The sequence below is a fragment of the Paenibacillus sp. FSL K6-4396 genome (genome assembly GCF_038002525.1).
Taxonomy (GTDB): domain Bacteria; phylum Bacillota; class Bacilli; order Paenibacillales; family Paenibacillaceae; genus Paenibacillus; species Paenibacillus amylolyticus_B.
The window spans coordinates 4190662-4209618 of record NZ_JBBOCR010000001.1; the positions used below are offsets into that span (position 1 = coordinate 4190662).

General features: G+C 43.7%; 16 protein-coding genes. 1 reads left to right on the plus strand and 15 read right to left on the minus strand.

Annotation, left to right across the window (positions count from 1 at the left end; genetic code table 11):
• The 4 genes from fabD to MHB85_RS18070 all read right to left on the minus strand — a co-directional run bounded on the left by fabD (position 1) and on the right by MHB85_RS18070 (position 3456).
• Positions 1-1206, minus strand: a complete 1206-nt coding sequence (gene fabD, locus MHB85_RS18055; RefSeq protein WP_105599266.1) for an ACP S-malonyltransferase — start codon at positions 1204-1206, stop codon at positions 1-3.
• A gap of 293 nt (positions 1207-1499) precedes the next feature.
• Positions 1500-2357: a Cof-type HAD-IIB family hydrolase gene (locus tag MHB85_RS18060; protein WP_105599267.1), complete on the minus strand. Its 858-nt coding sequence runs from the start codon at positions 2355-2357 to the stop codon at positions 1500-1502.
• 74 nt (positions 2358-2431) lie between these two features.
• Entirely contained in the window at positions 2432-2890 is a 459-nt protein-coding gene (locus tag MHB85_RS18065; RefSeq protein ID WP_091020573.1) for an SMI1/KNR4 family protein, read from the minus strand.
• A 50-nt stretch (positions 2891-2940) separates the two neighbouring features.
• Complete coding sequence (locus MHB85_RS18070; RefSeq protein WP_091020617.1) at positions 2941-3456, minus strand: GNAT family N-acetyltransferase; 516 nt, start codon at positions 3454-3456, stop codon at positions 2941-2943.
• Between the two features lie 220 nt (positions 3457-3676).
• Here MHB85_RS18070 and MHB85_RS18075 point away from each other — a divergent pair, with 220 nt between their 5' ends.
• Positions 3677-4837: a S8 family peptidase gene (locus tag MHB85_RS18075; protein ID WP_091020575.1), complete on the plus strand. Its 1161-nt coding sequence runs from the start codon at positions 3677-3679 to the stop codon at positions 4835-4837.
• A gap of 121 nt (positions 4838-4958) precedes the next feature.
• Here MHB85_RS18075 and MHB85_RS18080 read toward each other — a convergent pair whose 3' ends face one another.
• The 11 genes from MHB85_RS18080 to MHB85_RS18130 form a co-directional block, all read right to left on the minus strand.
• On the minus strand, positions 4959-5357 hold the full coding sequence (locus MHB85_RS18080) for a RidA family protein (RefSeq protein ID WP_091020576.1): 399 nt from the start codon (positions 5355-5357) through the stop codon (positions 4959-4961).
• Between the two features lie 314 nt (positions 5358-5671).
• Positions 5672-7114, minus strand: coding sequence for a 6-phospho-beta-glucosidase (locus MHB85_RS18085; RefSeq protein ID WP_105599268.1), 1443 nt, complete (start codon positions 7112-7114; stop codon positions 5672-5674).
• A 34-nt stretch (positions 7115-7148) separates the two neighbouring features.
• The gene (locus tag MHB85_RS18090) at positions 7149-9062 is read right to left on the minus strand and encodes a beta-glucoside-specific PTS transporter subunit IIABC (RefSeq protein WP_105599269.1); all 1914 of its coding nucleotides are present in this window, start codon (positions 9060-9062) and stop codon (positions 7149-7151) included.
• A 445-nt stretch (positions 9063-9507) separates the two neighbouring features.
• Positions 9508-11445, minus strand: a complete 1938-nt coding sequence (locus MHB85_RS18095; RefSeq protein ID WP_105599270.1) for a beta-glucoside-specific PTS transporter subunit IIABC — start codon at positions 11443-11445, stop codon at positions 9508-9510.
• Positions 11446-11612: 167 nt separating this feature from the next.
• Entirely contained in the window at positions 11613-12455 is an 843-nt protein-coding gene (licT, locus tag MHB85_RS18100; protein ID WP_105599271.1) for a BglG family transcription antiterminator LicT, read from the minus strand.
• Between the two features lie 224 nt (positions 12456-12679).
• Positions 12680-12985, minus strand: coding sequence for a hypothetical protein (locus MHB85_RS18105; protein WP_105599272.1), 306 nt, complete (start codon positions 12983-12985; stop codon positions 12680-12682).
• Positions 12986-13043: 58 nt separating this feature from the next.
• Positions 13044-13604 carry an AAA family ATPase gene (locus MHB85_RS18110; protein WP_105599273.1) on the minus strand — a complete coding sequence of 187 codons (561 nt, stop codon included), beginning with the start codon at positions 13602-13604 and terminating at the stop codon, positions 13044-13046.
• A 167-nt stretch (positions 13605-13771) separates the two neighbouring features.
• Positions 13772-14929 (minus strand): acyltransferase, encoded by a 1158-nt coding sequence (locus MHB85_RS18115; RefSeq protein WP_146117073.1) that lies wholly within the window; start codon positions 14927-14929, stop codon positions 13772-13774.
• 71 nt (positions 14930-15000) lie between these two features.
• Entirely contained in the window at positions 15001-15540 is a 540-nt protein-coding gene (locus tag MHB85_RS18120; RefSeq protein WP_105599275.1) for a GNAT family N-acetyltransferase, read from the minus strand.
• On the minus strand, positions 15515-15988 hold the full coding sequence (locus MHB85_RS18125) for a putative immunity protein (protein ID WP_091020589.1): 474 nt from the start codon (positions 15986-15988) through the stop codon (positions 15515-15517). Before MHB85_RS18125 ends, MHB85_RS18120 begins: the two co-directional genes overlap by 26 nt.
• Positions 15989-16142: 154 nt before the next feature.
• Positions 16143-18833, minus strand: coding sequence for an alpha-L-rhamnosidase (locus MHB85_RS18130; RefSeq protein ID WP_105599276.1), 2691 nt, complete (start codon positions 18831-18833; stop codon positions 16143-16145).
• Positions 18834-18957 lie beyond the last annotated feature (124 nt).

Genomic DNA, 18957 nt, shown 5'->3' on the forward strand with positions numbered 1-18957 from the left:
CTAGATTGCATCAATCAACGCGGTTCCATCCAATGGAATTTTTTTTGCTATAATAATGGAATGACATACCTGTAGAGCATCATTTATCTCTTCTTCACTAAGTTCATATTCATTGTTGTTTACTTGTTCCTTTGCCCGTTGTAATTGGTGAAATAATGGCTCAACCGTTTGGGTGTATGATATCGAATCTGGGTTATAATTCCGTGAAATCAGTGCGGTTACTGTTAGTTCTGATAACAACTTTTTACGAATCGATATTCGTTTATTTTTCCTTTCTTGTGTATTGGTAAGCATTAGTAAATCGGAAGGCTGGCTTAGCGAGTAAGGTACAATACGCTTCGTTATTTTGCTCGTAAGACTAACTAACACATGTTTAGAACCCAACTCTATAACTTCAGTAACCCCATTTGCAACCAGATAGAGCATAGACTCTGACCATCTTACAGGCATCGTCATCTGCATGTTTAAATAATCAACGACAGATCGATCAGACTCATAGGGTGCTGCTGTAACATTGGAAATAATCGGGTATATTGCATGGGCATATTGATATTGATCCAATTCAACTTTGAATTGTTCTGCTGCGGTTTGCATCATGGGAGAATGATAGGGACCACTTACATTGATATAAGAATGTTTCGCTCTCAAAACTTCTGTCCTTTTAATAATTTCTTGTATAGAGTGCCGATGTCCCGAAATGACAAACTGCTGGCCAGCGTTCATACAAGCCACACAAGCAGGACGCTCGATCGTGGAAACTTGTTCGCATATGTTTTGAAGTGTATCTAAATGAATACCTGAAATGGCGGCCATGGTACCTTTCTGATCCGAGTCTGCATTGTGCATAATACTCCCTCGTTGTCTTACCAGTTTAATGGCGTCATGAAATGAGAGAACACCTGCGCATACCAGAGCCGAATATTCTCCCAAACTATGCCCAGCCAAATAAGCGGGTTCCATCCCTATTTCTTGCATATAAACTTGATAAGCAATGACACTAACAGTCAAAAGTGCAGGCTGAGCATTCATTGTCATTGTCAAATCAGCCATGCTACCTTCAAAACATAACTTTCTCAAATCGAAAGAAATGGCATCACTGGCTTCTTCAAATAACTTCTTAGCCACATCGAAGTTATTCCAAAAGTCTCTACCCATCCCAACCATCTGAGAACCTTGTCCAGGAAACAACAGAGCTACATTACTCATCCAGCATCCTCCATGTATCAACTTTATATTTCATGCACTTCGACAACATAAAACCAATAAATTCCTTGTTTTCAAAATTTATAATAAACTTTCATTAGGAGTTATGCAATAATAAAGTCAAAAGGAGGGTCATCTATTTCTATGAACGGAAACTCACGATTCTCCTTACCTGGAATCCTATACTGCAACGGACGTGAAAAAAAGACCCTGCAATAATATATGCAGGATCTAAAATAAGTTTTGGGACAAAGGGTGTACGTATTACCCGTTTTCCAGATTGTCTCATTACTTTATCAAGTGATCAATCCATACTTCACAAAACTATGATACAATCCATCTTCCTCTACTGTTCCAGTAATATCATCTGCAATGGCTTTCAGACCTGGCTTTGCATTACCCATGGCAATGCCGATGTTACAAAATTCCAACATCTCGGCATCATTCATGCCATCACCGATGGCAAATGTATCTTCTTGGGACATGCCCAGATGCTTCAGCAGATCGGCGATCGCAATGGCTTTGTGAATGCCAGGGATCATCAGTTCACCACTTCCTTCACCAAAGATCGGCACAGTGCACTGAATGACTTCGAATTTCCCTTCAAACTCTTGCTTGATTCGCTCAAACGGGATAGCTGAGCTCTCCAAGAAACATACTTTGTTCACATCATCCTTGTACAGATCGGCCTCTCCATACGTCAATCCGGCAATAAACGGGTGCGGTTTCAGCTCCTTCTTCTCTCTGGCTACAGGGTCATTCTCCACATCGCCATAGATACGGCGTTCCAGGTGAGGTTGAAGATTGCTACTCGCGTACAATGCCGAATTGGATTCAAGGTAGAAGTCAATGCCATTCTCATTAAAGAAATCGACCATATGTCGAACATCTTCCGCTGTTACCCTTTTGTGATATAACACATCCTTGCCAAACTCAACATAACCCCCACCTGCACCAATCAGACCATCGAATCCGACATCCCAGATGGAATCATAAATTTCTGCTTTGGATCGGCCTGTACATAAATAGAGCAGATATCCGTTCTCTCTGGCCTGTTTACAAGCCTTCTGTGCTGACAACGGAATGTTTCCATCATCGTCGACCAATGTGCCATCAATATCAATAAAAACAATTTTTCGCTTCGTTTTGTTCATCTGCCTAGCCCCCATCATGTATGTTGTTTATGTCTAACCGTGCGAGTGCCGACAGGCATTTTCCTTTTACAAAATTACCTATTCCGTGGTGTTCGCTGATCGATCAACTTCTCCAAAAATTCGGCAAAAGAATCCGCGTATACTTCAGGTTCCCCATTAAAATAATCCAAACGCATCACTTTGTACTCTCCAAGGTGATCTGCCGTCCGCGTATCAAAATAGTAATATTCATCTTCGTCCGGTACAAACAGTTCCAGCTTCCCTTCCTTCTTCGTGTCTTCGTCGGCAAGTCGGTATCTATACAAAATATCAGTGTCCGCATACTCTCGGTGTTCTGGAGGCGATATGGTCAGAATTCCGGTTCCACTTAACATCGCTATGCCATAATTCAGAAGCCACCAGCGATAGGACGGAGGTAACGGAAAGCCCAACTCCTGTTCAATTTCGGTAATCCAGCTCTCTTGAACTTGATGATTCGGGAACCAGCGTATAACCTCGGTATGCTCCAGTTTCTCAATCAGACTTGAATACATGGATAGATCTCCTCCAATACCATTGTAATGTCATTTGGTTATGATTACCTTCATCCCAACTTGTCCATATGTACAGTTTGCCAGTCATCATTTTCCTCAGCAATAACCGTATACCCTTGACGTTTCCAGAAATCTACGGCTCCTGGCAAGAAGCGATGTGTATGCAAGTAGAGTGTCGTATAGTGCATATCCTTCACCACATTCTCCAGTTCTTTTACCAGCAGGGAACCAATGCCGTATCTGCGATACGCAGGATCTACATAACATTTCACAATTTCGGCTGCGGACTGGGCTGCATATCGGCCGTCCACGGCCTGAATACGTCCATCATATGGTAATATCCCAATCGTTCCGACGATGCCCGCATCCCCTGTCATTGCAACAAGAAAAATCGATTCATTGGATTCCAGATAATGTTCTGTGAACTGCTCGAAATCCACAGGTAACCTCGTGTGATCCATCATGGGAAACACTTCTCTGCGTACACGCATGGCAAAATCAATGGCATCATGAATCTGGTGTGCCTGAACTGGTGTGACTGTCGGTATACTCTGAAGTTGTGTCAATAAATCCACATTCCTTATCCTCTGTATTAGGAGCTACCTCTCGGCCCTGCCTTAAATCTTGTTCATGCCAAAGCGGCTCACTTCATATCATCTTACCGAATTTATCCCTTCCTATCAATCTATCTACACTACTAACCAAATTAAAAACATGCCCTCACAGTCTGATAGAGTTCGCATACGATAAGGCGTGTCACAATCCATGTTGGAGGGAGAAACGCAAATGTGGTTATGGTTAGGTGTTTTTGGTTTCATTTCGCTAGCAATAATCGTGTTCGTGTATCGTTTTCTGGACCAACGTGCCGAGAGCAAGTTTCACCCACATGCCCCCAAGCAGCTCTTAGTCAAATTCAAGGAAGGTACAACACCAGATGAGATGCACACCCTTCACAAAAAAGGGAGATGTAAAGTCGCGGAAACATACGAGGATTTGGGTTGGTACCGTGTGGAATCCCGCAAAAAAATGCACCGGATCCTGAAACATTACAAAGATCATGAGTTGATTGAACATGCAGAGCCAAATTACCTTGTTGAGGCTTCCTTCACCCCTAACGACCCTTTCTTCCCTTACCAGTATAACCTGTCCAAAATCAATGCACCCGCTGCATGGGATATCACTCAAAGTAACAGCTCTGTTAAAATCGCCATTATCGACACTGGTGTACAGCTAAACCACCCAGAATTGGCTTCCAAGCTCATCCCCGGTTACGATTATGTTGATTATGATAATATCCCTGAAGACGGGAACGGACATGGTACACATGTAGCAGGGATCGCTGCTTCTGTTACCAACAATGGGGTGGGCATCGCAGGCGCTGCACCACTTGCATCCATCGTTCCGCTCCGGGTCCTGGATAACAACGGGCAAGGAACGGTCGGTAATGTGGGTAACGGTCTTGTCTATGCTGCCAATAACGGTGTACAGGTGGTTAACCTGAGCCTTGGTGGTCCGATGGGAGACGCATTCCTCCAAGCTGCTGTGCAGTATGCCTGGGATCGTGGAGCCGTAATTATTGCTGCAGCCGGCAACGACAACACTACATTCCCGATCGTACCCGCATCGTATCCCAACGTCATAGCTGTCGCTTCAACCAATCCTTCCGATCTCAAATCCAATTTCTCCAACTATGGTTCGTGGGTCGATATGGCTGCACCAGGAGATACCATCCTATCCACCTATCTGGGTGGTTCCTATGCCTACCTAAGTGGAACATCCATGGCAGCACCACATGTGGCTGGAGTAGCTGCACTTCTCGCTGCACAAGGTAAAACCAATGCCCAGATTCGGGATGCACTATGCTTTGCTTCTGATCCAGTATCCGGCTCCGGAGTCTACTGGACGTATGGACGATTGAATGCCTATCGGAGCTTACAGGTGCCATAATACACCTACTATCGCTCATGATTGCACACAGGGCATATCCTTTCCATTTTTACACAAATTAAAAAACGAAGGGGCATCTGTAAGTAAGATGCTCCTTCGTTTGGTTAAAAAGTATTCGAGGTTAAACTTTTGCTGCCCAAAGCTCTATTTCAATTTTAATCTCTGGTAAACCTAACGCCGTAATATATCCAATCGTCATTGCAGGATAATCCGTACTAAATAATTGTCCCCACTCGGCATATAAGAAATCCCAATCGATTTCCTCGGTTGCCCATACGTTCACTTTGATAATATGTTCAGCATCTAAACGCTCAGATTCGAGCACTGTTTTAATATTATTAAATGTATTAGTGACTTGCTCATTCAGACTCTCTGGAAAAAGTCCATTATGATCTGCTCCAATTTGACCCGAAGTCACAAATAACTCTGCATTCCTCGGGATTCTTGTAATATGCGTGTACTGCCCTACAGGAGCTGGCATTTTTTCTGGATTTGTTCTAGTAATTTTGTCCATATTCATCTGGATTACCTCATCATTCTTAAGATTTTTCTGCGTTATTTCCTAGTTTCCTTCCGATTTTGGGCAGACTTCACCCTTGGAATAGATTCTAGAAAAAGACAGCAGTGGAGTATCCATATCCCGAAGATATAAACGCAAGTGATTTTTTCTTCATGAGTGGATGCTCCTCCCTTCTTAAGTGACAAGATTCTCTTCATTTCTTTATTATATCGGAAAGCCACATCAGGGGTCAAATTCATCCCCTCATAAACAAAGAGCAATCCCGTTATAACGAGACTGCTCTTTGTTTATTCTATAGCATCGAACACCTTGTATTAGAAATATTGTGCGCCATTACTTGCAATGACATCTTTGTACCAGTGAAAACTCTTCTTTTTCACTCTGCGAAGTGTGCCCGTACCATCATTATTTCGGTCTACATAGATATAGCCATAACGTTTCTTCATCTCTCCGGTACCCGCACTGACCAGGTCAATCGGTCCCCAGCTTGTGTAACCTATCAGCTCGACACCATCTTGAATCGCTTCAGCCATCTCGGCAAAATGACTATTCAAATATTCGATGCGATAGTCATCTTCAACGGAGTCATTGTCTAACAACACATCGGTTGCGCCAAGTCCATTTTCTACGATAAACAACGGTTTGCCATAGCGGTCATGAAGCTGATTACATGTAATACGGAGTCCTTTGGGATCAATGGTCCATCCCCACTCGGAAGCTTGCAGATAAGGGTTCTTCACCGAACCAAATACATTGCCTTCTGTCGAATCTTTCAAAATCTCAGGGTCTGTACTGGTACAACGGCTTGCATAGTAGCTAAAACCAATATAATCGACTGTATTCTGCATCAAGATATCTTGGTCTTCTGGTTGCATCTCAATCTGAATGTCATTTTCTCTGAAAAATCTTTTGGTATAACCCGGATATGCTCCCTTCGACTGCACATCGATGAAGAAGAACGACTCGCGGTCTTTCTCCATAGCCTTCCATACGTCATCCGGGTTAGAGCTATATGGATAGACCATTCCAGCCGCTAGCATACAGCCGATCTGTGCACCAGGAATAATCTCATGACAAGCTTTAACCGCAAGTGCACTGGCTACCAATTCATGATGTGCTGCCTGATACAGAACCTGATCTTTGTTTTCACCATCCTGCAGAACAATACCCGCTCCAATGTACGGAAGATGCAGCAACATGTTGATCTCATTAAACGTCATCCAGTATTTCACTTTATTCTTGTATAGATTGAATAGCGTCGTCGCATATTTCTCAAAGAAACCGATCATATTACGATTCTTCCAACCGCCGTAAGTCTCGACCAGATGCACAGGTACATCGAAATGACAGATCGTCACAACAGGTTCAATGTTGTATTTCAATAACTCATCAAAGACATCATCATAAAATTGTAAGCCTGCTTCATTTGGTTCCGCTTCATCCCCATTAGGGAAAATCCGTGCCCAGGCTATTGAAAGCCTGAGGCACTTGAATCCCATTTCTGCAAATAACGCAATATCTTCCTTATATCGATGATAGAAGTCAATGGCTTCATGTGAAGGATAGAATTCCCCTGTTTTTGGCTCATATGAATCCAGATTACCCAGAGCAATATTCCATCGATTCGCACCAATCGGAATCAGATCTACCGTTGTTAAACCTTTGCCACCTTCCAGATAGGCACCTTCCAATTGATTCGCTGCGGTTGCTCCTCCCCAGAGAAAATTCTCCGGGAAGGCTGTAAATTTTTCATTCATTGAGGAGTACCTCCTAAACCATCTGTAATTTCAATTAGCTTAATACCGTGATCAATTTATCTTTCTCATGAACAGATGCATCTTTCGTTCCTACAACGTCCAGATAATTGGAAGTATTCGTGACAATGATCGGTGTAACCGTCTCATATCCTGCATCCTTAATCGCTTGCAGGTCAAACTCAACAATCAAATCACCTGCGTTAACACGGTCTCCGTCCTTCACATGGGTTGTAAAATATTCACCTTTCAGCTTCACCGTATCCTGACCAATATGGATCAGCATCTCTACACCATCATCGCTTACAAGACCAATGGCATGTTTCGTGCGATATACCGTTTGAACAATACCCGTAATTGGAGATACCACTCTACCGCTGGTTGGACGAATTGCAATCCCTTTACCCATGTGCTCTCCTGCAAACGTTACGTCATTAATATCTTTCAGTGCAACGACTTCACCAGCCATTGGGCTTACAATTTCGTATCTGCTGTTCGGATTTGGATCAAGTACAGGTACTGGAGCTGGTTTAGCTTCTACTTTGTCTTGGAATCCAACCACATACGTCAGAATAAAACCAAGGATGAATGCAATGCCACATGCCACCAGAGCCATATAGAATCCGGAATCAACACCTGTAGCTTTATTAATGAAGCTTGGGAACCCGAATACTCCCAGTCCACCAAAGATGTATAATTTCGAACCAGCTAATCCCAAAATACCGCCACCGATACCACCTGCAATACAGCTCATGATAAACGGTTTTTTCAGTGGAAGTGTCAGACCGTAGATGGCTGGCTCAGTTACACCGAAGATACCCGATATGAATGCAGGAATACCTAAAGATTTTAATTTCGTATTCTTTGTTTTGAACATCACTGCAAGCACAGCACCAATCTGTGCAAAGGAAGCTGCGAATGACATTGCAATTATTGGGTCAGCACCAGATGTACTCAAGTTAAGAAGCATGACAGGAACAAGTCCCCAGTGAAGACCAAACAATACAAACACTTGCCACAATCCACCAATAACCAAACCAGTAATAACTGGGCTTAATTCGTAGATACCTGTTGCTCCCGCCCCAATCAACTGACCCGCCCATGTGGATACTGGACCAATAAGAATGAACGTTGCTGGAACGATAACGAGTAAAGTAAAGAATGGAACAAGGAACGTGCTTACGACTTTAGGAATGATATTTTTGAAGAATCTTTCAATTTTAACAGCGAAGAAAGTAGCAATAATGATTGGAATAACCGATGTTGAATAGCTCATCAGAATGACCGGAATCCCCAGGAACGTGATGTGAATCGGTGATTCAAACAATGAACCTGCAAACAGAGTGTACAATGGATCCCCGGCAGTCAACCCAGACAACGTAGGATAAACTAACGAGGCGCCTATCGCCATACCCAGGAACGGTGAACCGCCAAACTTCTTGATTGCCGTGTAACCAAGGAAGATCGGGAAGAAGTAGAACAGACAGTCACCCGTTGCATTCAACAGTTGATACGTTCCGGAAGTATCCGTAAGCCATCCGAATGATAAAAACATCGCTGTAAAACCTTTAATCATACCTGTTGCAGCCAGCAAACCGAGTAATGGTGTGAACACACCGGAGATCATGTCGATAAATCGACTGAACAATCCCACTTTCTTGCCTGAGTTGTCTGCTTCCTCTTCAAACTGACCTTCGGTTGGGAAATTCCCCGCCTTAACAACTGCTTTATATACATCCGGCACTTCGTTGCCGATAACGACCTGATATTGTCCACCACTTTGCATGACAGTAATAACACCTGGCAGATTTTTAAGTTCTTCCGTTTTGGCTACGCTTTCATTTTTCAGTTTAAACCGCAGTCTTGTTACACAATGGAATACGCTGTTTACATTGTCTCGACCACCTACACCTGACAGAATGTCCTTAGCTAATTGATCGTAGTTGCTCATTGTAATTCTCCCTCTCTAAGTAGACTCCCCATGACTTTTGAAACAAATAAAACCTGAACCACTGAACATACACAACATACCGGATCGTCCGGAAATCAGTCGTGTTATTCAGCAATTCAGGTTTTGCCCTTAACGGTTGCAACCCTGTAAGGCTGTACACATTGGTATTTAATTATTTGGATAACGAAAGTAAGTTACATTCCATACCCTATGAACTAAGGATGGTCGGCATTGCCTGATTGAACAGTTACAATCCGATTGATGTATGCGCTTACTTCTTGAACTCATCATAGTACATCTGAACTACGTTTGCAACACTTATTTTTATTAATTCCACAAATACATTGGAGTGACCAAAAATGAAAAAAGAGACCCCTTCGAAAGTATCGAAATGGTCCCTTTTTTTTCATGATGTTCACATTTATAAATACGCACTAAAGCAGAATTAACCAATAACCGTAACCAATTTATCCTTTTCTTGCACTTCACGATTTGTTGTAGCAACCACGTCCAAATAATCAGCCGTATTAGTTACAATAATCGGTGTTACGGTCTCATAACCCGCCTCAATAATGGCTTGCAGATCAAATTCAACGATCAGATCGCCAACACTCACACGATCTCCATCTTTCACATGGGCAGTGAAATGCTGACCTTTGAGCTGTACCGTATCCTGACCAATATGGATCAGAATCTCTACACCTTGATCATCTACAAGTCCAATCGCATGTTTGGTACGGTAAATCGTCTGTACCACACCATTAATCGGGGATACAACTCTCCCACTGGTTGGGCGAATAGCAATCCCTTTACCCATATGTTCACCAGCAAATGTAGCATCATTAATTTCTTGCAAAGGAACTACCTCACCCGTCATTGGGCTGGCAATTTCGTAACGATTGTTCGGATTAGGCTCAAGTGCTGCCTTCTCTTCTTTTACTGGCTCTGGAGCCTGTTTGGCAGCCTCTGGATTAGCAGGATCTTTGAATCCTACAAAATAAACGAGAACAAAACCTAGTACAAAAGCAATGATAGTGGCAATCATGGCCATCCAGAATTCATAGTTGATCCCCTCTGTGGGACTAATCAGCGCTGGAACACCAAAGATTCCTGAAGCAAATACAAACATTTTGGAACCTGCAAAGCCAATAATACCACCAGCGGTTGCAGAAGCAATACAACTCATAATAAATGGTTTTTTCAGTGGCAAAGTAAGACCATAAATAGCAGGCTCAGTTACACCGAAAATCCCGGACACAAAGGCAGGAACACCCAGTGATTTGAGTTTGGTATTTTTCGTTTTAAGCATAACCCCAAGAACGGCACCAATCTGAGCAAAAGAAGCAGCAAACATCATCGCCAGAATCGGATCTGCTTTCAGAGTGGACAGATTGAGCAACATGATTGGTACGATACCCCAGTGTAACCCGAAGATAACCAATACTTGCCACAATCCACCAACAACAATACCAGTCACCAACGGACTCAAGTCATAGATGCCCGATACCCCGGCACCAATCAGCTGACTTGCCCATGTTGCGATTGGACCAATCAAGAGGAATGTTACAGGTACAACAATCAGAATGGTAAAAAATGGCGTGAGGAACGTTCTCACAACAGAAGGAATGATCTTTTTGAAGAATGCTTCTACCTTTGCTCCAAAATAAGCAGCAATAATAATCGGGATTACGGATGAGGAATAACTCATCAAGATCACGGGAATACCCAGGAACGTGATGTGAATCGGAGATTCAAACAATGTGCCTGTAAATAACGTATATAGCGGCTCTCCACCGCTAAGACCGGATAAGGTCGGATATACAAGTGATGCTCCGATGGCCATCCCGAGGAATGGAGATCCACCGAATTTTTTCATAGCTGTGTAACCCAGGAAGATTGGGAAGAAGTAGAACAGACAGTCTCCTGCAGCATTCAACAATTGATATGTTCCTGAAGCCGGGTCCAGCCATTCGAGAGAAGTAAACATGGACAGGAAACCTTTGATCATCCCTGTTGCAGCAAGCAAGCCGAGAATTGGTGTAAATACACCCGAGATCAAGTCGATAAACTGACCCAAGAGACTCTCTTTTTTACCGGAAGATTCTGACTCATCAGTTGAGACCGGTTCATCCGCATTCATATTACCCACATGTAACAAGGCTTTATACACATCAGACACTTCGTTACCCACAACTACCTGGTATTGCCCCCCGCTTTGCATTACCGTTATGACTCCAGGTAGATTTTTGAGTTCGTCTGTTTTGGCATTATTGTCATTTTTTAATTTGAAACGAAGTCTGGTCGCACAGTGCACTACGCTGTTAATGTTCTGTTTACCACCAACGCCAGACAGAATGTCCTTGGCTAATTGCTCGTGTTTCATGAAGTCTTTTCTTCCTTTCTGGCTAGACACGGATTCAAAGCATATTGGAGAGAATAAAAAAACCTGAACATCTGAATGTATGGAACATCCGGTTAACGGTATGTTCTGTCATTCAAGCGTTCAGGTTTTGCCCTAGTGGTTGCAACCCTGCAAGCTGATCTATGGGATTATTCAGTAGTTGCATTCACAACTCTCTCAATATGGATCGTTAAGTACATCAATTCTTCGTCAGTTAGTTGATACGTGTAGTTGCTTTCAATGAATTTCTTGATTTTCTCCGAGCACTTGTGCGCTGCCGGATACTTTTTCTGAATCATCAGGAACAGTTCATCATCGTTGTTGCTCTTGTAATGTTTTCCCTTCACCAAACGTTGAGCGAAAAACTTCAAATGCGTCACAAAGCGATAAAATGTCAGTGAGTTCTCATCAAAATCAATTTTGAAATGATACTTGATGATTGTCAAAATTTCTTGCATGACCTGCGTCATACTCTTGATGTTGGGCATTTCCTCATTCAACGCTGCATTGACAAAGTGAAGTGCCATAAATCCGGCTTCGTCCTCGGGCAAGATCACACCAAACTGATCACAGATCATATTGAGCGCTTCCATTCCGACTTCATATTCCTCTTTGTATAACTGCTTTGTCTCCCAGATCAACCCGTTGCGTATAGGCAGATTCTTACGATACCGCTCAATGGCAAAGTGAATATGGTCTGTGAGATGTAAGTAGATGCTCTCATTTAATTTCTTGCCAAGTTTTAGCTTGGCGTAAGCGATGATTTCCTCGGATACTTTCATGTATTCCAAAGGAATGCTTGAGATTAATGCCTTGAAGTTTTCCTGAATATCTTCATTCTGTAAAGTAAATATCTTGTCGATATGCTGCTCGGAAACCATATCACCCGCCCGCTTCTGATAAGCAATCCCCCGGCCAATGATAATAACTTCCTGTTGTTCGGCATTCATCGCAACTACAGCATTATTGTTCAGCACCTTCTCGATTTTCACTTTATCACTCCAATATACAGAAAAAGACAAACCAATCCCTTTTCTCAAGGTATACGGCTTTGCCTGATTCAACAGTTACAACCCGATATGTTGTACGCGCTTCCCTCATATTATTACAAATTTCTACACAGTGCAACATAAAGTTAATATCGTATTAGCATGACTCCCGATCTAGGTATATATACTCACAGGAGTGAGCAAATCAAGAATTATTTTACAGGGATTCACGGTTTATTGTTTTTGCTTTCTTTCTCCAGTTCCGCTTCAATTCTTCGATTAATCATGTCCATCTGTTCTGAATCCAAACGATCGACTTGCGTGTATTCTTTATCCATCTCATACTCCTGCGCCTCGCCTTTGTTCATTAGTCCCAGTTGATTCTTGATGTCTCGGATATCTTCACGCATATGCATCGTTTGGCGGTAATGATCTATCACAAGGGCGAAAACAATGCCCCCAGCCAAAATCGGACCGAATGGGATCAGATAACATAAAACAAGTCCTATGAGCAAAAATAAAACAAAGTACATGATGTAATGCCCCTCTCATATAACATATCTACCCTGCTAAGATAAACGTTTCATCAGGTTATAAATTAAATCGTTCCTGAATTAACTTTGCCACCTCATCCGGGCTCTTGTGTGTGTTATCAATCCGTATGTAGTGCTCATGCTTGATTTCTCCCGGTTCCGAGTTCAGTCGATATAGCTTCATCGTATCAAGTAAATCTCGCTCAGACCAAGCTATGTCACGTTTTGTTGGCTTGTGTAGCAGGCGATGCGGACTTTTATTGCGCTCTAGTCTTTCCGATGCATCGGCCTCCAATTCCACATAACAGACCTGACCCCCTTGGGATGTAAACAACTCACTGATCTTACGGATGTATTCACCATCTGACTCCGCGTCCAAAGCCCACACAAATGTGAAAATCAAACCCGGCAGGTCACTCTTCGCCACTTCCTCGAAAATCTCCTGACGGAACAGACTCACCAGTCTTTTGCCTTGTGGTGTACCATAGCTGAAGAAAGGAGACACCATTTCAATCGTCATGTGGTTATGAAACAATTTTAGCTTTGTTATCTTCTCCAGCTCTTGCCCCACCGTCATCTTGCCCACAGCCTGTGGGCCAAAAATAATCACTAATTTCATTTTCGATCACTCCTGACAAGGTAGCGTTCATTCCATTAATTCAATTTTATGGACATTAAACTCTATGATACCTCCTTTAGTGCAAATAAAAAAGAGGTTTCAAGTGAATCCCTCAATGCGTGAGGGCTTGAAATCTCTTATCTTAAATTACATATGTTTACTTATACTTACCGTCCGATCAGGACCCATCCCCACTTCATCCGGCGCAATCCCATTGCGCAGATCCATGAGATCAGGAGAGTAACAACATAAGATAGGATGATACCCACGCTGAAGTGTCGAGCCAGGTCATCTGTAAATTCACGTCTCCAGAAGAGCAGTACGAGGGGATGCATTAAAAACACACCAAACGCAACTGTACCCAAGGAATCCAGAACATGCGTAGCTTTACGAACTTCCGTATGTTTTCCTGCACCCAATCGTTCACTAAAGATCAGCAGGAGCAAGCAGGCTGACAACGTAAACAGATTTCGGAACAGGAACAGCACGGTATAGGTTACCACCGGATATGCAGCAAAAGCGGTTTTGATATAAGCATTACCATATATAAAAATGGCACCTCCGCTCAATAACGCAGCTATAAGTACATAACGGTGAGTATACAGTTTCTTTAATGCCCACTCAAAGTTCAGCCCAACCCATGCGCCAAATCCAATCACGATCAGATAACTGGGTAACAAACTTCCTGTCCGTTCGAAGTGAAACTGCAAATGTAGTGCATAAAAGATCGCTTGACCCGCAATAAAGAATAATGGCAAATAACGATTAAACAAACGATGGCGTGTAAGGGACAGAAGCCACGGAAAAACGATATAGAATTGAAGAATAATCAGAAAAAAGTACAAGTGCGTATGAGCGGTTCCCATCACTAATTGTTTGGCAAATTGAACACCATGGGTCAAAGGTTCTTTGCCCGCAAGCAACTGTTTAATGGCAAAATAGATAAGGGACCACACCACATAGGGTACAAATACATTGAATAAACGCTTTTTATAAAAAGCGAGCATCCACCCCTTCTCATTCACCTTGGAGCTGTAGTTGTAGAACAAAACCAGGGATGACAGGAACAGGAACGCTGGAACGGCAAATTGCAAAAACGTGTTCCAGAAATAATACACATCATGATCTAATGTATTCTTGGGGTAATGCGCAACTGCTGTTGAAGTCGCATGGATCGCTACCACTGCCATAATGGCAAAAGCACGATAGAGATCCAGATACTCAATTCGCCGGGGCCGATTAACCGGTTGATTCATAAAGATAACCTCACTTGTGCCTGATATGGGATGATAGTTTCCGGCCGCAATCCAGATTCTATGCTTCATTTTAATCAGCACACGAGGGTAATACAATCATAATCCATATTATTTTCGTTATATTACACCATTATTCTGCATTATTCGACATTTTCTATCCAGAATCGTTCAACAACGTTGCCATTGGATTCTACATAGTCTACATCCTTGATGCCACCATTTCGAAGGATAACCCTTCTGGATGGCTCATTAACCGCATCGCATACAACCAATACTTTGGAGATTCCTAGCTCTCTCGTTTTCTCCAAAGACAGCCTGAGAATTTCGAAACCATAGCCACTTTGCCGCTCTCCTGGACGAATGCCATATCCAACATGCCCTCCACTGTTGAACAATTTGTCGTTAAGCTCATGCCTTATATTGACGGCACCCACAATTTGTTGACTCTCCGTGACCAGCCAGTATGTACTGTCTTTGACCCAGCCTTCCGGGATGTCGATCCCTTGTTCATTGCGCTGCAAAAACGCCAACATCTCATCAAACGCAGAAGGATCTTTGGAAATGACCCACGGTACCATCAACTCTCCACTTCTGACCCAGTCTTCATAAAATGCCAAATATGCTTCCTTATATGCTCGTGATGGTTTAATTAATCTAACTTGTTCTTTCCCCATGATCATTACATCCTCCTAACAGATATTGATATTGCCACGTTCTCTCTTCCAGGACACGACGTTCTTGCTCTTCCATCAAACAGTCATAAAAGATAGCTTTCACTGCATACGTTGCGGCATGCACCGCATGGTCTTTCACATGGGCCGTTGCAGCTGCATGCCCCGCCGCACGAGATGCAGAAGAGGCAGCGACATTATCCAATTCTCGTGCAGCAGCATGAGCTGCAAAAGCCGCCTTTCGAGCATCAACCATGGCAATTTCTCCACGGATCCAACCTCTTCCTGCATCAATGGCATCACGGGCGCGGAGATCCTCCGTCTTTTTCTCAAATATATACAAAGCACGTGCCGCACACTCCGCAGCCCAATAGGCCAATGTATGGTGATCCTGTTTCTTAGCCAAATCCTCTATTTCACTACGTAAAGGCGCATCTTTGAATGCAGGTTTTGCCATGGTCATGCTCCTTTCATTGTTCAAAAACTACAAATTCACTCTCAGACAAGTTCGAAAAAGGACCTGCGTGTGTGCAGATCCTCTTCAACTGTACAGCTTACCACTTATTCTATCATTATACGGACTCTGTCAATGCAGACTGTTGAATATCTCGTTACTTTTTCGCATCCGTGACTTTGTACGTGAATCGGTAACTCCCAGATCCAAGGGTGACTTCAACATCGTCTCCAATGTTTTGAATATCCTGAACTCCACTCATCTGATCCAACTGATCCAACGGTTTCCCTTGCTCCAAAACGATCTGTGCACCTGCTCCAGGAAGACGAACAGTACCTCTCGTATTGGCGGGAATGTGCACCCGAGCCTCCATTTCACCCTCCGCCAGCCGGTGCCAGCTTGAAGCAACTTGACCATACATCGTCTCCAGACTCGCTTCCACCCAATCCAGTCCAGGTCCGGGTTGCGGCTCGATATGCACCATTCGGAATCCTGGCTGATGTTCATCGGACCGGATGCCAGCAACATAACGATACAACCATTCTCCAATCGCACCGTACGCATAGTGGTTAAATGAGTTCATATCAGCACTCCAGAGACTCCCATCCTCTTTGATCCCATCCCAATGTTCCCAGACAGTCGTTGCGCCCTGAGTCACCTGATATAACCAGGACGGATAATCCTCTTGAAAAAGTAATGTATAAGCCAGGTCGTGAAGACCTGCATCACTCAATACCGGATTCAGATAAGGTGTGCCCACGAAACCTGTGGTAAGATGATTGCCCGCCTCTTTCACGAGTTTTGCCAATTGTTCGCCAGCACGAGTTCGGGCAGTGGCGTCCAACAGATCAAATTGGAGGGCAAGAACATGTGCTGTTTGCGTGGGAACAGCAATTTTGCCGGCTGGAGTGACGAATTCGTTATTAAACGCAAGAACAATGTTTGTATGCAACTTTTTGTAATATTCAGCATCATCTGTCTTTCCAAGTACCTCAGCCGCTTTTTGAGTTAACGAAACCGAATAGGCATAGAATGCAGTTGCCACATAGTCCTTGTCCGTTGCGCCAACATAACTATCGGGCTTGGAATCTAGTCCCAGCCAATCGCCAAAGTGGAATCCCGTGTTCCACAGATATGGGTTATCGCCCTGCCCGTGAATGTACTCAATCCACCGCTTCATACTCTCATATTGCTCAGCCAGTATTCTGGCATCTCCATACATCTCATAGATGGTCCATGGACAGATGACTGCTGCATCCCCCCAAGCGGCGGAGGAATGACTGGTGTCACCCCATCCTTCTGAAGTGGAACTTCTCAGATCCGGAACGAAGAATGGAATACCTCCATCTTCTCCCTGATCCGCTGCCAGATCCCGCAACCATTTTGTGAAGAAGGGTGCCGTATTCATCAGGTAGGAAGACGTGCGGACAAACATCTGTGCATCGCCAGTCCATCCGAGTCGTTCATCCCTCTGTGGACAGTCTGTCGGCACATCAAGGAAGTTCCCTTTTTGCCCCCACAATATATTGTGATGCAGTTGGTTCACCAGTGGACTGGAGCATGAGAACTGACCTGTTTGCTCCATATTCGAGTGCAGCACTATTCCGGTGAATTCATCCAGACTAACGTGTTCCGGGAAGCCAACCAGTTTAACATAACGGAACCCTTGGAACGTAAAATGCGGCTCAAATGTTTCCACTTCATCCCCCTTGCAAGTGTAGCGAATACACTGCTTGGCGGCGCGAAGATTTTCGGTGTAGAAGTTGCCTTCATGATCCAATATCTCAGCATGATGCAGCTCAACCGTCTGACCAACCTCACCTTGAATGCTAAATCTAACCCATCCCACCATATTCTGTCCCATGTCTATTACACGATCTCCCAGTGGGGTTGTTAACAAAGCGATTGGCTGTAGCTGTTCTACTTGGGTGACGGGTACGTTCTCCTGCGCAACGATGATATCTTTGGGATGATCCAGTACGTTCACAGGTGCCCAATTCGTCTGAGATGAATCCGACCAATCAGACTCCATTCGTGCATCATACGTCTCTCCCATATAGATGTCCGACATACGAATGGCACTTGAAGCAGCCGTCCACTCCCCATTGGAGAGAATACATTCCTCTGATCCATCTGCGTATTTCATATGCAGTTCCAGCAGCAATGCGGACGTTGAACCAAATATCTCCCGTTCTTTGTTCCAGCCAAGATATCCTCGGTACCAGCCATCACCCAGATTAGCACCTAATGTATTCTGTCCATCCTGAAGCAGGTGGGTAACATCATAAGTTTGATATTGTAATCGCTTACGATAAGAGGTCCAGCCAGGTGTAAAATAATCTTCTCCTACTCTTGTGTTGTTCATATGCAACTCGTATAATCCAAGTGCTGTTACGTATATTCTGGCAGACGTAACAGGTTGTTTTACATTAAACTGCTTGCGCATACGCGGGCATGACGTATCTCCATCATCTGATGGTTGAGCTGTGATCCATTCTGCTTGCCACTTGTTATGACGATCCATAAGTCCCATCTCGAAATAAGCCGTTTCGGACCATCCCGAATCATTTCCTGCATCATCCCATGCCCGAATCCGGTAATAGTATCGCGTTCGCGGAGAAGGCTGAAACGGGTTTAATTCCACATGTATGGATTGATCCGTAGTTATCTCGCTAGAATCCCATGCAATTCCATCAAAATCTTCCGTCAATGACAGCTGAATCTGGTATGCGGATTGCATGCAGTTCCGACGATCGGATTGCAGCTGCCAGCTTAAACGCGGTGATTTGACATCAAGGCCTATCGGATTGTTCCTATACTCACAACGAAGGTGACTAACGTTGAACATCAGTAGATCATCCTTTCCATCTTGGCTTCCCATTCGGGGTTACGATATAATTATATCGATCCTGCTGTCGTAAATACCCGGTAATCCGGACTATTTCATCCGGTAATTCAGCCATCTGTGCGAG

Bases quoted from the DNA above. Each gene is read 5' to 3' on its own strand.
- fabD (WP_105599266.1), bottom strand. From the start codon at position 1,206: ATGAGTAATGTAGCTCTGTTGTTTCCTGGACAAGGTTCTCAGATGGTT.
- MHB85_RS18060 (WP_105599267.1), bottom strand. From the start codon at position 2,357: ATGAACAAAACGAAGCGAAAAATTGTTTTTATTGATATTGATGGCACA.
- MHB85_RS18065 (WP_091020573.1), bottom strand. From the start codon at position 2,890: ATGTATTCAAGTCTGATTGAGAAACTGGAGCATACCGAGGTTATACGC.
- MHB85_RS18075 (WP_091020575.1), top strand. From the start codon at position 3,677: ATGTGGTTATGGTTAGGTGTTTTTGGTTTCATTTCGCTAGCAATAATC.
- MHB85_RS18080 (WP_091020576.1), bottom strand. From the start codon at position 5,357: ATGAATATGGACAAAATTACTAGAACAAATCCAGAAAAAATGCCAGCT.
- MHB85_RS18085 (WP_105599268.1), bottom strand. From the start codon at position 7,114: ATGAATGAAAAATTTACAGCCTTCCCGGAGAATTTTCTCTGGGGAGGA.
- MHB85_RS18090 (WP_105599269.1), bottom strand. From the start codon at position 9,062: ATGAGCAACTACGATCAATTAGCTAAGGACATTCTGTCAGGTGTAGGT.
- MHB85_RS18095 (WP_105599270.1), bottom strand. From the start codon at position 11,445: ATGAAACACGAGCAATTAGCCAAGGACATTCTGTCTGGCGTTGGTGGT.
- MHB85_RS18105 (WP_105599272.1), bottom strand. From the start codon at position 12,985: ATGTACTTTGTTTTATTTTTGCTCATAGGACTTGTTTTATGTTATCTG.
- MHB85_RS18110 (WP_105599273.1), bottom strand. From the start codon at position 13,604: ATGAAATTAGTGATTATTTTTGGCCCACAGGCTGTGGGCAAGATGACG.
- MHB85_RS18115 (WP_146117073.1), bottom strand. From the start codon at position 14,929: ATGAAGCATAGAATCTGGATTGCGGCCGGAAACTATCATCCCATATCA.
- MHB85_RS18120 (WP_105599275.1), bottom strand. From the start codon at position 15,540: ATGATCATGGGGAAAGAACAAGTTAGATTAATTAAACCATCACGAGCA.
- MHB85_RS18125 (WP_091020589.1), bottom strand. From the start codon at position 15,988: ATGGCAAAACCTGCATTCAAAGATGCGCCTTTACGTAGTGAAATAGAG.
- MHB85_RS18130 (WP_105599276.1), bottom strand. From the start codon at position 18,833: ATGTTCAACGTTAGTCACCTTCGTTGTGAGTATAGGAACAATCCGATA.